9 protein-coding genes are annotated in these 14,201 nt (G+C 70.0%); 6 read left to right on the top strand and 3 right to left on the bottom strand.

Annotation, left to right across the window (positions count from 1 at the left end; translation table 11 throughout):
• Window positions 1-317 precede the first annotated feature (317 nt).
• Entirely contained in the window at window positions 318-1,247 is a 930-nt protein-coding gene (locus FNH04_RS27275) for a hypothetical protein (RefSeq protein WP_152788448.1), read from the top strand.
• A 94-nt stretch (window positions 1,248-1,341) separates the two neighbouring features.
• Here FNH04_RS27275 and FNH04_RS27270 read toward each other — a convergent pair whose 3' ends face one another.
• The 3 genes from FNH04_RS27270 to FNH04_RS27260 form a co-directional block, all read right to left on the bottom strand.
• Window positions 1,342-2,820, bottom strand: coding sequence for an FG-GAP repeat protein (locus tag FNH04_RS27270; protein ID WP_152788447.1), 1,479 nt, complete (start codon window positions 2,818-2,820; stop codon window positions 1,342-1,344).
• A gap of 537 nt (window positions 2,821-3,357) precedes the next feature.
• Window positions 3,358-5,652, bottom strand: a complete 2,295-nt coding sequence (locus FNH04_RS27265) for a (Fe-S)-binding protein (RefSeq protein WP_152788446.1) — start codon at window positions 5,650-5,652, stop codon at window positions 3,358-3,360.
• Between the two features lie 160 nt (window positions 5,653-5,812).
• On the bottom strand, window positions 5,813-8,842 hold the full coding sequence (locus tag FNH04_RS27260) for an NACHT domain-containing protein (protein ID WP_152788445.1): 3,030 nt from the start codon (window positions 8,840-8,842) through the stop codon (window positions 5,813-5,815).
• Between the two features lie 307 nt (window positions 8,843-9,149).
• Between FNH04_RS27260 and dnaK the strand changes: the two genes are divergently transcribed.
• The 5 genes from dnaK (at window position 9,150) to FNH04_RS27235 (ending at window position 14,060) form a co-directional block, all read left to right on the top strand.
• Window positions 9,150-11,015, top strand: coding sequence for a molecular chaperone DnaK (dnaK, locus tag FNH04_RS27255; RefSeq protein ID WP_152788444.1), 1,866 nt, complete (start codon window positions 9,150-9,152; stop codon window positions 11,013-11,015).
• A complete protein-coding gene (gene grpE, locus FNH04_RS27250; RefSeq protein WP_322723986.1) occupies window positions 11,012-11,704 on the top strand; it encodes a nucleotide exchange factor GrpE in 693 nt (230 codons plus the stop codon). The genes dnaK and grpE overlap by 4 nt, the downstream gene beginning before the upstream one ends.
• A gap of 33 nt (window positions 11,705-11,737) precedes the next feature.
• Window positions 11,738-12,919 carry a molecular chaperone DnaJ gene (gene dnaJ, locus FNH04_RS27245; RefSeq protein ID WP_322723985.1) on the top strand — a complete coding sequence of 394 codons (1,182 nt, stop codon included), beginning with the start codon at window positions 11,738-11,740 and terminating at the stop codon, window positions 12,917-12,919.
• A gap of 4 nt (window positions 12,920-12,923) precedes the next feature.
• On the top strand, window positions 12,924-13,376 hold the full coding sequence (locus FNH04_RS27240; protein WP_152788443.1) for a heat shock protein transcriptional repressor HspR: 453 nt from the start codon (window positions 12,924-12,926) through the stop codon (window positions 13,374-13,376).
• Between the two features lie 156 nt (window positions 13,377-13,532).
• A complete protein-coding gene (locus FNH04_RS27235) occupies window positions 13,533-14,060 on the top strand; it encodes a hypothetical protein (protein WP_228031638.1) in 528 nt (175 codons plus the stop codon).
• Window positions 14,061-14,201: the final 141 nt, after the last annotated feature.

Raw genomic sequence — 14,201 nt, 5'->3', positions numbered from 1 at the left:
CGCCCGGTGCGGCCGTGGCCCGACGGGTGCCGTCGTCTCCGCCGCCGCCCTGGCCGCTGCACGCGCCGAGGAGCAACAGCCCGGCCAGGACGGCGGTGACGGGACGCACACGGCCGGCCGGTCGGGCTCCCTCGGCTCCCTGTGTCGAACGCATGGGACGACCACACCGCATGCGCCCGGGCTGGGCCAGGGACGTGGGTGCTTCGTTATCAGGCTGTGCCTGCCGCGGCCCGTGGGCGGGGAGGAGAAGGCCGCGCGCATGGCGTAGTACCGTCCCCGTCACTCACGGGACCAGCTGATGGGGAGGGGGAGAGTCCATGCGCTCTGTGCTGGTCTGGACGGTGCGGCTGTGCGCGGTGGCAGGGTGGGTGGCCACAGCGGTCGCGTGTACGTGGTTGCTCGGGGCCACCGCCATGGCGCGGCCGTGGCACGGGCCGCTGGTGTGGGGCGCGGTGGCCGTGGGCTGCGCGGTGGTGCGGGTGGTGGCGCTGTGGGTGCTGCGGGACGAGCCCCGGGACGCCCTGGCCCGCTCCGGGGGCTGGACCAAGCTCCGCACCGGTGCCGTGTGGCTGCTCGTGGCGTTCGCCTCCGGGTCGTTCTTCGTCGCCCTGCTGACCTCGCCCAACTCGGGGGAGAAGCTCGACTCCCTGCGGGACGCGGGCGCCGAGGTCGGCACGGCCACCGTCATGGAGCGGCTTTCGGTGCGCAAGGAGCTGGACGACGAGGGCGCCGTGCAGGGATACGTGTCACGGATGGTGGTCTCCGTGGCGGACGGGGCCGACGGCGCCGACGGTGTCGAACGGCTCACCGTGCGGGGCGCGTACACGTACAAGAAGCCCCGCGAGGGGACCCGGGTCGACGTCCTGTGGGCCCGGTCCGCGCCGGACCTCGGCGGTTACGTCAACGAGAGCAAGGACCTCACCACGCTCGCCGCGGGGCGCTGGGCGGCCTTCCAGGACGACGAGCTGGGCGACGCGTCACTCATGGCCTTCGTCGTCATCGGGCTCTTCGGCGCGGTCCTGGGCCCTGTTTTCACCCTGGTGAACGACGCCGACGACCTCCAGGAGATGGCCTGGTCGGCACCGGCCCAGACCGTGTTCGCGGTACTCGCCGCGGCGGTGTACTGGGGCTGGCGCCCCCTGCTGCTGGGGCAGCAGCCAGGCCTTGCCGAGATGCTCCTCGCCGCGGGCAGCTTCCTCCTCGTGCTGCTGGTGTACCTCTTCATGGCCGCTTTCCGGCTGCGCTGAACGGCGACGCCCCTGTGCCCGGTGTGGGCACGGGGGCGTCGTTCGCTGTCAGGTTGCTTCACCGGCTCGGGCTCGGGCTCGGCTCGCTCGGAGGTCAGTTGGCCGCGTTGGCGCCGAACTGGGGGTATCCCGCGGTGTCCACGCCGATGCCGCCCGGGTAGAGCGCCTTGGCCCCGGTGGTGGTGATCTTCGTGCCGGAGGAGGGGAGGTAGGTCACGGCGCCGTTCCCGTCGTTCTCCCAGGGAGTGGAGACGACCAGGTCGGCCTTGCCGTCGCCGTTGACGTCGTCCAGCTTGAGCTCGCCGCCGAAGCCGTCGCCCTTGTCGTTCTGGTTGGGAACGTACGGCGTGTTCTGGGTGAAGTACTGGACGCGGTCGGTGGTGCTCAGCTGGCCGCCCTCCTTGCTGCCGTACAGGACCGTGACCGCCCCGGCGTTGGTGGTGCCGTCCAGGTCCTCTCCGGGGGTTCCGATGGCCAGGTCGAACACGCCGTCGCCGTCGATGTCACCGAGCGACAGCTCCGCTCCGAAGGCGTCGTCGGTCTCGGAGGAACCGGGGATGTTCCCGGACTCCTGGTGGATCTCATCGACGGCGATGGGGCCATCCACCGAGCCGTACGTGACGAAGACCTGTCCGCCCTTGTGGGCACTCGGGATCTCCTGGCCGTCCTCCACGGCGTTCCATTCGACGCCCGTCACGACGTCGCCGTAGCCGTCACCGTTCACATCGCCGATGTCCGTGATGACGCCGGGCTTCATTCTCTGGCCGGCCGCGACGCTCAGGCCGGAGGAGGTGCCGGGCACGAAGTAGTTGGTGTTCCAGCCGGTCGTGTCGACGCTGTCGAAGCCGTCGACGACCAGGTCGGTCTTCTTGTCGCCGTTGACGTCGCCCGCGGTCAGGTTCAGCGGGCCGGCGGAGCCGCCGGACTGGATCGGGGGCTTGATGGTGTAGCGGCCGCCCGCCGTTCCCGAGGTGCTGATGCCGCCCTTGAGGACATGGATGGTGTTCGTCGTGGCGCCGACCGCCAGGTCGTCCTTGCCGTCGCCGTCGTAGTCGCCCGCGGCCAGCGTGCGGCCCCACTTGTCGTGGGAGGACGGGGCGGGGTCGTTGAGGGTGGCGCCGGTCTTGAGGCCGGAGGCCGAGCCCCACAGGACGGCGACCGTGCCGCCGTCCGTGTCGCCGGACACGTCCTCCTTGTAGGCGCCGACGACCAGGTCGTCGTACCCGTCGTCGTTGAAGTCGCCGTAGGCGCTGCTCCAGCCGAAGCCGTCGCCCGCCTCCGCGGTGCCAGGCACGCCGGTGCTGTTCTGGCTGAGCGTCTGACGGGGAGTGGTGGCGGAGATGCCCGAAGCCGTTCCGTACAGGACGACTATCTGGCCTGCCCCGGCCTTGCCGCCCACGGTCGAGGAACCGGCGGACTCGGCGAGGTCGCCGTACCCGTCGCCGTTGAAGTCGGCGTGCGCCTTGGTCGTCGGGTCGGCGGCGGTGGCCGTCGTGGCGGCGACGGCGAGGAGGCCGCCCGTGAGGGCGGCTGCGGCGGCTGCCGCAAGAGCGGTGCGGACGTGGTGCGGCATGCGGTGTCTCCTGCTGCATGCGGGGATGCGTGGCGCATCGTCGTGAGAGGGGGGCGCCGGTGACGGAGATTCGTCAGGATTTGTCTCCTGCTTCATCGTCCGGTTGGCACAGGAGAGACATGTGAAAGGGGGTGATGGTTGTACGGAAGGGGCGAGGAATTTCCCGAGTGCTCCCGGGTGCTCCCCCGTGCTCCCTGGGTGAGGAATTCCCATGTCACGGGCGTGGCCCGGCCCATCGCGGGCGGGGAGCCGTGGGCAGACGCCCCGGTGCGGGAGCCGACCGCCTCACCGGGAGCGGGACACCCCGACGTCGGCCGGTGCGACGTGGGCGGTCCCGTCCGGGGCCGGCCCCTCGGTGGCACGCGTCCGGCTGGTGGGAGGCGTCCGGTTCGCCGTCGTACAGGTTCGCCGTCGTACAGGTTCGCCGTCGTACAGACGAGAACACGCCGTCTCCCCGCGACGGGCGGGAAGACGGCGTGTTCCGTCATGCGTTCGTGTACGGATCTTGACCGGGGTGACGCCGGTGCCCTGCCGTGCCTACTCCACCGGCGCGGGCTCCGGCTCGCTCTCCGTCTCGGCCGCGCCCGTCGGCGGCTCGTCGTCCGGGTCCGGGGTCTTGACGGACTCGAGGAGCAGCTGGGCGACGTCCACGACCTGGATGGACTCCTTGGCCTTGCCGTCGCTCTTCTTGCCGTTGACCGAGTCGGTCAGCATGACCAGGCAGAACGGGCAGGCGGTGGAGACGATGTCCGGGTTGAGGGAGAGGGCCTCGTCGACGCGCTCCTCGTTGATGCGCTTGCCGATCCGCTCCTCCATCCACATCCGCGCACCACCGGCGCCACAGCAGAAGCCGCGCTCCTTGTGGCGGTGCATCTCCTCGTTCCTGAGGCCCGGGACCTTGCCGATGATCTCGCGCGGAGGCGTGTAGATCTTGTTGTGGCGGCCCAGGTAGCAGGGGTCGTGGTAGGTGATGATGCCCTCGACCGGGGTCACCGGGATCAGCTTGCCCTCGTCGACGAGGTGCTGGAGCAGCTGGGTGTGGTGGATGACCTCGTAGTCGCCGCCGAGCTGCGGGTACTCGTTGCCGAGGGTGTTGAGGCAGTGCGGGCAGGTGGCGACGATCTTCTTCGCGGACTTCGGCTTCTTGGTGCTCTCGTCCACCTCTCCCTCCTCGTTGAGGGACTCACCGAATGCCATGTTCAGCGCGGCGACGTTCTCCATGCCGAGCTCCTGGAACAGGGGCTCGTTGCCGAGGCGGCGGGCGGAGTCACCGGTGCACTTCTCGTCGCCGCCCATGATCGCGAACTTGACGCCCGCGATGTGCAGCAGCTCGGCGAAGGCCTTGGTGGTCTTCTTGGCGCGGTCCTCCAGGGCACCCGCGCAGCCGACCCAGTACAGGTAGTCGACCTCGGACAGGTCCTCGATGTCCTTGCCGACGACCGGGATCTCGAAGTCGACCTCCTTGGTCCACTCCAGACGCTGCTTCTTGGCGAGACCCCAGGGGTTGCCCTTCTTCTCCAGGTTCTTGAGCATCGTGCCGGCCTCGCTCGGGAAGGCGGACTCGATCATCACCTGGTAGCGGCGCATGTCGACGATGTGGTCGACGTGCTCGATGTCGACGGGGCACTGCTCGACACAGGCGCCGCAGGTGGTGCAGGACCACAGCACGTCGGGGTCGATGACGCCGTTCTCCTCGACGGTCCCGATGAGGGGGCGCTCGGCCTCCGCGAGGGCGGCCGCCGGGACGTCCTTCAGCTGCTCCTCGCTCGCCTTCTCCTCGCCCTCCATGGTCTTGCCGCCACCGGCGAGCAGGTACGGGGCCTTGGCGTGCGCGTGGTCCCGCAGCGACATGATCAGCAGCTTGGGGGAGAGGGGCTTGCCCGTGTTCCAGGCCGGGCACTGCGACTGGCAGCGACCGCACTCGGTGCAGGTGGAGAAGTCCAGCAGGCCCTTCCAGGAGAACTGCTCGACCTGGGAGACACCGAAGACGTCGTCGTCACCCGGGTCGGTGAAGTCGATCGGCTCGCCGCCGGAGGTCATGGGCAGCAGGCCGCCCAGGGCGGTCTCACCGGTCGCGTTCCGCTTGAACCAGATGTTCGGGAAGGCGAGGAAGCGGTGCCAGGCCACGCCCATGTTGGTGTTGAGCGAGACCGTGATCATCCAGATCATCGTCGTGCTCAGCTTGATCATCGCGAACAGGTAGACCAGGTTCTGCAGCGCGGCGACGCTCAGGCCCTTGAAGGCGAGGACCAGCGGGTACGAGGCGAAGTACGCGGCCTCGAAGTGGTCCACGTGGTGCAGCGCGCCCTCGAGGCCGCGCAGGACGTAGATCGCGAGGCCGATGGTGAAGATGACGTACTCGACGAAGTACGCCTGGCCCATCTTCGAACCCGCGAACCGCGACTTGCGACCCGGCCGCGAGGGCAGGTTCAGCAGACGGATGACCATCAGCGTGACGATGCCGAGGGTCGTCATCGCGGCGATGAACTCGATGTAGAGCTCGTAGGGCAGGAACCCGCCGATGACCGGCAGCGTCCAGTCGGCCTGGAAGAGCTGGCCGTACGCGGTGATGATCGTCGGGGGCAGGGTCAGGAAGCCGATCGCCACGAACCAGTGGGCGACGCCGACGATGCCCCAGCGGTTCATGCGGGTGTGGCCGAGGAACTCCCTCACCAGCGTGACGCTGCGCTGGTACGGGTTGTCGGTCCGGCTGTCGGCGGGGACGGGCTGGCCGAGTTTGAAGTACCGAAGGAACTGGCCGATGGCTCGGGCGAGCAGGGCGACGCCGACCACGGTCAGGACCAGCGATACAACGATCGCGGCGAGTTGCATTTGGGGGCTCCTCGGGCCTGCGAGGGTTCCTTGGGGGTGGTCTCCCTGTTCCCCGAAGGCTGATTACTAAGCGGTAACTTATGCAGTCCGTCTGAGACTACCCACTTCCTGGGCCGCACTGTAGCCAGCAACGCGGTGATCTGCGTCGCTGAGGGTGGCCTCAGTGCGTGTGCCGCTCCTCGGAGCCGGGGCTGAGCAGCGGGGCCAGGACCAGCCGGCGCACGGGATGGGAGAGCGTGGCACGGCGGTACTCCAATGCCGCACCCCGCCGGACCCCCGCAATGCTCAGCCCCAGTGCGGTCACGGCGCACGACGATGCCACGCCGACACCCCACCTCTCCGCCACCGCGGTGACGACGTACAGCGCGGAGACGACCGTCATGCCGACGACCACGAAGCGCGGGCCGGAGACCGGGGCCGCGTCCTCCCGTGTCACAACGGCCACGACCAGCCACCCGGTCACGACGGCGAGCCCCGCCCACCCCAGCCACTGGGGGTCCCCCGGACGATCGGTCATGGTGGCCATGAGCGAGCGCCACATGGCTGCTCCGGACAGGGCGCACCACAGCAGTACGACCGAACGGAAGTACCAGCCCCGGTAGAAGCTGTACGCGCGCTCCTTCGGATCGATGGGCGTCGCGTCCCAGGTCCGCACTCCCGCGAGCGGCTGGGCGAGCAGAAGGGCGACACAGGCACGCAGGCGCAGCCACGAGGGAAGGAGCTTGAGGAGAGCCATCCTCGCGGTGGGCAGTCCGGCGCGGCCGAGCAAGGCCATACAGCTGTCCAGCAGCCGGGCCACCCGGGGGTCGGCCTCCAGCTCGTCCCGCCGGGACGTCGTGGGGACGTAGACCGCCTCGACGCGGCCCGCGAAGTCACTGACGTCGATGGTCTCCGCCTCCTGCGCGTAGGAGCTGATCCGCATCGACGGCAGGGCCTCGATCAGGGACGCCATCAGTTCGCGGGAGACGCTCACCGTCGTGCTGATCCTGTATCCGGTGGACACGTCGTCGATCACGGCGATGGGAGCCGTGATCCGTGGGTCGATCTGCGGCAGACCCGGCGGGGAGTCGCTCAGCTGCTGGACGTCCAGGCCGCGCAGGACGCGCGCGATCCGCTCGGCGATCCTGAGCAGCGGGTCGTCGGGGCCGTGGGCGAAGGGACGCCAGACCCAGGGGTCGTACCCGGTGTCCTGCGGCGGCGCCGGTGCGGTACGCAGCTCGGCCTCGATCTCCGGGACGGCCAGGAGGTCGCCCAGGTAGAAGGCGCACCAGTACTGCACCACCGGCGAGTCGTTCTCCCAGAGGTGGTGGTTCAGTGCCCGGGCCGCCTTGGGCGTACGGATGGACCACAGCGCTGTGAGGGCGTCATGGTGCCGCCAGGCCATGGTGCTGAACGCGGGCACCGCGAGGTCGCCCATCAGCCCCAGGGCACTCCACGCCGGGTCGGTCGGCGCGTGCGCCGCGTCGGCCAGTTCGGCGGCGGCGCCGGGCAGGTTCGTGGCCGCCAGGGCGCGCGCCGCCACCCGGGCGCTGCGGGTGGACTCCGAACGCATGGTGGCCACCAGGAAGTCGAAGACCTCCCGCCCGCGCTGCCGCCGGTCTCCCGCCACCAGCCCGAACGCGCTGATCACCTGATCGTCGATGACCCCCTGCCGCAGTCGGCCCTTGAAGTCGTCCAGCAGCTGAGCCGCCAGCCCGGCGTCGACCGTGTGCGCGTCGGCCAGGCACTGGAATGCCAGCCCGGGGTCGTGGAAGAGCACCCCGCGCACCACGTTCGTGCAGTCCCGCGGCTCGACCCCGCACCACAGCCGCACCGTCTCGCGCCAGGCCTGGGGGTCCGCCTCGTAGCGTCGCAGGAGCCCCGACGGGTCGGCCGCGAGCACGGCGGCAGCCAGGTACTCCTGGAGGGTGAGGTGTGCGAACTGGTACCGCTCCCCGTTGTCCACGGCCAGCAGCAGACCGCTGCGCTCCACGATCTCCGTGAGTACGTTCTCGGCGTCGGCCGGATCACGGCCCTGGCTCTCCAGTACCTCCCGCGTCGCGTTCAGTACCTCCGCCTCCGGCAGTGCCAGCCGGTCGTGCGTACCGCTGGGCACGTCCTGCGCCACCAGGGCCAGTCGCAGCAGCACCGCCTTCTTGACCGGGTGCGGAAAGGCGGACCTTCGGCGGCGGTCGCTGAGCAGGTCGTCGATCACCTGCTTGTAGAACTCGGCCCGGGTGTGCGGCAGGACTTGATCGGTGCCCCCGTACCTGAAGTCGTAGAGGTAGGCGATGAGGGTGAGCAGCAGCGGGTTGCGGGCCAGCTGCATGATCTCGGGGGTGTCCCGCAGCGCTCCGAGCAACTGGTCCACACTGTCCGCGGCCGTCCCCGCGCGCCAGGGCCAGCCGCCCAGGAAGCGCCGGATCAGGTGCTCGTCGAGGTCCCGCACCCGCAGGGTCTGGTCGAACTCCGTGAACTGTCCCTCGTACACCGCGACCCGGCACGTCACCACGATCCGGCAGTCCGCGTACGTGTCCCTGAACTCCTTGAGCAGCTCGACGGCAAGGGCGCGCAGATCGGTGGAGACCTCGTCCAGCCCGTCGAAGTACAGCGCCAGACGGCCCTGTTCGAGAGCCCTGTTCACCCAGTTGTCGGCACGGGGGAAACCGTGCCGGGCGAAGTGCCGCACGATGTGCTGTTCCAGGCTGAGCTCGGGGTCCTTGTTGAGGCGGTGCAACTCCAGCAGCACAGGGATGTCCCGCAGGTCGCCGAGGTCCACCCGGCGGCGGTCGTCCCGGATGCGGCGCCGGGCCCACATCAGCGTCTCGTGCCGCAACAGCATGGTCTTGCCGGCCCCCGGCACGCCGAGGACGACGCTGTGGCGCGCCCGGCGGAGGGCGGCCTCCATCCGTTCCCGGGTGCCGTCGCCGGGCCGCCCGCCCCACAGGGGCACGTACACCGACTCCATCGGCAGCTTCAGTGCCTCGTCCGCCTGGAAGGACACCGGGAACTCCTTGTGGCGGCGGTGCAGTTCCCGGACGTACTTGGTGAGGGCCGCCCGGCGCAGCAGCCGGCTCCCGGCGAACCGGCCGTAGAGGAAGTCGAGCAGGAGCCTGCCCTTGGCGCCGATCCAGTCCTTGAGGGCCAGGACGGCGATGCCCAGCAGAAAGCCGCCGACCCCCACCGACCAGGTTTGCAGCGCGCTCCCCACGGATCCCTCCCCCTGAGACCTCGCACCCTTCGAGCCGTCCCAGGCTCCCACAACGGGGTGGGGCCGCGGGGGTGGTGCGGCGCCCGGGCTGTGAGGAGAGGGTTCGGTGATGTGGGCGAGTGACCCTTGTGGGGGACCTCCGCGCCGCTCCGTCGGTTCCCTCAGGGGAGAATTCCCGCAGGTCAACGCCTCATTGCGTGTAAGAAACAGATAAGAGTTGAGCCCCCTCGACTCAGCTCTGTTGACCCCACGGCAGCGGTCATGCACACTTGAGCCCGTTCCACTCAAGTCAGCTGGAGGAATTGACATGGCACGTGCGGTCGGCATCGACCTGGGCACGACTAACTCCGTCGTCAGCGTTCTGGAGGGCGGCGAGCCCACCGTCATCACCAACGCCGAGGGCGCCAGGACCACGCCGTCCGTCGTCGCCTTCGCCAAGAACGGTGAGGTGCTCGTCGGCGAGGTCGCCAAGCGTCAGGCGGTAACCAACGTGGACCGGACCATCCGGTCCGTGAAGCGTCACATGGGAACCGACTGGAAGATCGAGCTGGACGGGAAGCCGTTCAACCCCCAGCAGATCTCCGCCTTCATCCTGCAGAAGCTGAAGCGGGACGCCGAGTCCTACCTCGGTGAGAAGGTCACGGACGCGGTCATCACCGTCCCGGCGTACTTCAACGACTCCGAGCGTCAGGCCACCAAGGAGGCCGGCGAGATCGCGGGTCTCAATGTTCTGCGTATCGTCAACGAGCCTACCGCCGCCGCCCTGGCGTACGGCCTCGACAAGGACGACCAGACCATCCTCGTCTTCGACCTCGGTGGCGGCACCTTCGACGTGTCCCTCCTGGAGATCGGTGACGGCGTCGTCGAGGTGAAGGCCACCAACGGCGACAACCACCTCGGTGGTGACGACTGGGACCAGCGTGTCGTCGACTACCTGGTGCAGCAGTTCAAGGCCGGCCACGGCGTGGACCTGGCCAAGGACAAGATGGCCCTCCAGCGTCTGCGCGAGGCCGCTGAGAAGGCGAAGATCGAGCTGTCCTCGTCCACCGAGACCTCGATCAACCTGCCGTACATCACCGCCTCCGCCGAGGGCCCCCTGCACCTCGACGAGAAGCTCACCCGCGCCCAGTTCCAGCAGCTGACGGCCGACCTGCTGGAGCGCTGCAAGACGCCGTTCCACAACGTCATCAAGGACGCCGGCATCCAGCTGTCCGAGATCGACCACGTCGTTCTCGTCGGTGGCTCCACCCGTATGCCCGCCGTCGCCGAGCTCGTCCGCGAGCTGACCGGCGGCAAGGAGGCCAACAAGGGCGTGAACCCGGACGAGGTCGTCGCCATCGGCGCCTCGCTCCAGGCCGGTGTCCTCAAGGGTGAGGTCAAGGACGTCCTGCTCCTCGACGTGACCCCGCTGTCCCTCGGTATCGAGACCAAGGGCGGCATCATGACCAAGCTCATCGAGCGGAACACGACGATCCCGACCAAGCGCTCGGAGATCTTCACCACCGCCGAGGACAACCAGCCCTCCGTGCAGATCCAGGTCTACCAGGGCGAGCGCGAGATCGCGGCGTACAACAAGAAGCTCGGGATGTTCGAGCTGACCGGTCTGCCGCCGGCCCCGCGTGGCGTGCCGCAGATCGAGGTGTCCTTCGACATCGACGCCAACGGCATCATGCACGTCACGGCGAAGGACCTCGGCACCGGAAAGGAGCAGAAGATGACCGTCACCGGCGGCTCCTCGCTCCCGAAGGACGAGGTCGACCGCATGCGCCAGGAGGCCGAGCAGTACGCGGAGGAGGACCACCGCCGCCGCGAGGCCGCCGAGAGCCGCAACCAGGGCGAGCAGCTCGTCTACCAGACGGAGAAGTTCCTCAAGGACAACGAGGACAAGGTCCCCGGCGACGTCAAGACCGAGGTCGAGGCCGCCGTCGAGGAGCTGAAGGCCGCGCTCAAGGGCGAGTCCTCCGACGGTGACAGCACCGCGGAGATCCGTACCGCCACGGAGAAGGTCGCCGCCGTCTCCCAGAAGCTGGGCCAGGCGCTGTACGCCGACGCGCAGGCCGCACAGGCCGCGGGCGGTGCCTCCGAGGGCGCCGCAGCCGGTGGCGCCAAGGCCGACGACGACGTCGTCGACGCCGAGATCGTCGACGAGGACCGGAAGGACGGTGCCGCGTGACGGAGGAGACCCCGGGCTTCGACGAGCAGCAGCCGCAGCCGGCTCCGCCGCAGCAGCCCGACGTCCCCTCCGGCGCCACCCCTGACGACGCCGAGTCGAAGGCCGCCCCCCAGGAGGGGGCGGCCCCGGCCGGGGACCCGGCAGCAGCAGCGCAGATGGCCGGTCTGACGGCACAGCTGGACCAGGTCCGCACCGCGCTCAACGAGCGCACGCTGGACCTCCAGCGGCTCCAGGCCGAGTACCAGAACTACCGCCGCCGCGTCGAGCGCGACCGGATCACGGTCAAGGAGATCGCCATCGCGAACCTCCTGACCGAGCTCCTGCCCGTGCTCGACGACATCGGCCGCGCGCGGGAACACGGCGAACTCGTCGGCGGCTTCAAGTCCGTCGCCGAGTCGCTGGAGACCGTCGCGGCGAAGATGGGCCTGCAGCAGTTCGGCAAGGAGGGCGAGCCCTTCGACCCGACGATCCACGAGGCCCTGATGCACAGTTACGCACCGGACGTCACCGAGACGACGTGCGTGGCGATTCTGCAGCCCGGGTATCGAATCGGCGAGCGAACCATCCGCCCCGCGCGGGTGGCCGTGGCCGAGCCCCAGCCGGGCGCGCAGACCGTCAAGGCCGACGAGACGACGGAGGCAGGCCGCTCCGCCGACGACAAGGAGAGCGGTGGCCCGGACGAGGGCTGACCTTGCACTGACAGGAGAGGAGGGGCGTCGAGGGTGAGCACCAAGGACTTCATCGAGAAGGACTTCTACAAGGTCCTCGGCGTCCCCAAGGACGCCACCGAGGCCGAGATCAAGAAGGCGTACCGGAAGCTCGCCCGCGAGTTCCACCCGGACGCCAACAAGGGCAACGCCAAGGCGGAGGAGCGTTTCAAGGAGATCTCCGAGGCGAACGACGTCCTCGGCGACCCCAAGAAGCGCAAGGAGTACGACGAGGCGCGCGCCCTGTTCGGCAACGGCGGGTTCCGGCCGGGACCCGGCGCCGGCGGCGGCACGTTCAACTTCGACCTGGGCGACCTCTTCGGAGGCGGCGCCCAGGGCGGAGGGGGAGCGGGCGGCTTCGGCGGCGGGATCGGTGACGTCTTCGGGGGGCTTTTCAACCGCGGCGGGACGGGCGCGGGCACGCGTACGCAGCCGAGGCGCGGCCAGGACATCGACACCGACGTCACGCTGAGCTTCACCGAGGCGGTCGACGGGGCGACCGTTCCGCTCCGGATGACCTCGCAGTCGCCCTGCAAGGCCTGCTCCGGCACCGGCGACAAGAACGGCACACCGCGTGTGTGCCCGACCTGCGTCGGCACCGGACAGGTGGCGCGGGGCTCCGGCGGCGGCTTCTCGCTGACCGACCCGTGCCCGGACTGCAAGGGCCGCGGGCTCATGGCCGAGCACCCCTGTCTGGAGTGCCAGGGCAGCGGCCGGGCGAAGTCGTCCCGCACGATGCAGGTGCGCATCCCGGCCGGGGTCACGGACGGGCAGCGCATCCGGTTGCGCGGCAAGGGCGCACCGGGCGAGCGGGGCGGCCCGGCGGGCGATCTGTACGTCACGGTGCACGTGGACGAGCACCCGGTGTTCGGCCGCAAGGGCGACAACCTCACCGTGACGGTGCCGGTGACGTTCGTGGAGGCGGCACTGGGCGGCGAGGTCCGTGTGCCGACCCTCGGCGGGCCGCCGGTCACGCTCAAGCTGCCGGCGGGCACGCCCAACGGCCGCACCATGCGCGCCCGGGGCAAGGGCGCGGTCCGCAAGGACGGCACCCGCGGGGACCTGCTGGTCACCGTGGAGGTGAGTGTCCCCAAGGACCTTTCGGGGAAGGCTCGTGACGCGCTGGAGGCGTATCGCGAGGCGACCGCGGGGGAGGACCCGCGGGCGGAGCTGTTCCAGGCCGCGAAGGGAGCTTGATGAGATGGACGGCCGGCGACGGAACCCGTACGAACTGACCGAGGAGACCCCGGTCTACGTCATCTCGGTGGCGGCCCAGCTCTCCGGCCTGCACCCGCAGACCCTGCGTCAGTACGACCGCCTGGGCCTGGTCTCGCCGGACCGCACGGCGGGCCGGGGGCGGCGCTACTCGGCCCGTGACATCGAGCTGCTCCGCCAGGTGCAGCAGCTGTCGCAGGACGAGGGCATCAACCTCGCCGGCATCAAGCGCATCATCGAACTGGAGAACCAGGTCGCCGCGCTCCAGGCCCGTGTCGCGGAGCTGCAGGGTGCCCTGGACGGCGCGGCCGCGGTCATGCAGCAGCGCGAGGCCGCGGTACACGCCTCGTACCGCCGCGACCTGGTCCCGTACCAGGACGTCCAGCAGACGAGCGCGCTGGTGGTGTGGCGCCCGAAGCGGCAGCAGTCCTCGGACTGAGGCGGACGCGGAACGGACGCGGAACAGCGTACGTACAACATCAGGGGCCCGGAGGTTCGGACGAACCTCCGGGCCCCTGGCACGTGCCGCGCGACGTGTGCTGCGACCATGTGCGGCGACTGATCATTTACGGGCGGTGCGGAATGCACCGGGGGGATGGGGCTGCTCATGGCCATGGTGGGGCTGTTCTGGATCGCCGAGGGCGATGTGTACGTGGGGGCGAAGCCGACCGGGCCGGCTCCGGGGGTGCGGCTGGCGCCGGAGGGGGTCGTGGCCCTCGGCGACCGCCAGTCGGGCCTGTGGCCGTGGGAGGACATCCGGGCGCTGACCGTCGAGGACGTTCCGGTGAAGACCCTCGGGCACCAGGTGGGTGTGCTGGTGGAGATGGCGCTGACGGTGGGCGGCCTGGGAGGCTCCGACCTGCCTCCGGCGGTGACGGTACGCGTCGGAACGGCGGAGCGGGACGCCGAGCTGACGGCGTACACGGCGGCGTACGGCTACTCCCGGACGGAGCTCGACCTCTCGCTGGCGCTGCTGTCCCGCCTCGTGGAGGGCGAGGCCACACTGCGGACGACCCTGGACGCCATGGCCCGGTGGGGGCGCACCCGAGAGGGCGGATCGCCCAGAGCGGCGGAGCGGGAGGAACTGCTGCGGGAGTGGACGGAGGCCAGCCGACTTCCGTAGGGCGGGTCGGTTCCCTGGGGCAGTCGGTTTCCCTAGGGCGAGCCGGCTTCCGTAGGGCGAGTCGGCTCCGCCCTGGCCCCCAGGGGGCCAGGGGCGCAGCTCCCCGGTCCGGGGGGTCCTGGAGCGCAGCCCCTGGTCCTG

It is taken from the genome of Streptomyces phyllanthi, from assembly GCF_009377205.1.
GTDB lineage: Bacteria > Actinomycetota > Actinomycetes > Streptomycetales > Streptomycetaceae > Streptomyces > Streptomyces phyllanthi.
The sequence above is the reverse complement of the archived record's forward strand: the minus strand, read 5'-3'. Positions and strand labels throughout refer to the sequence as shown.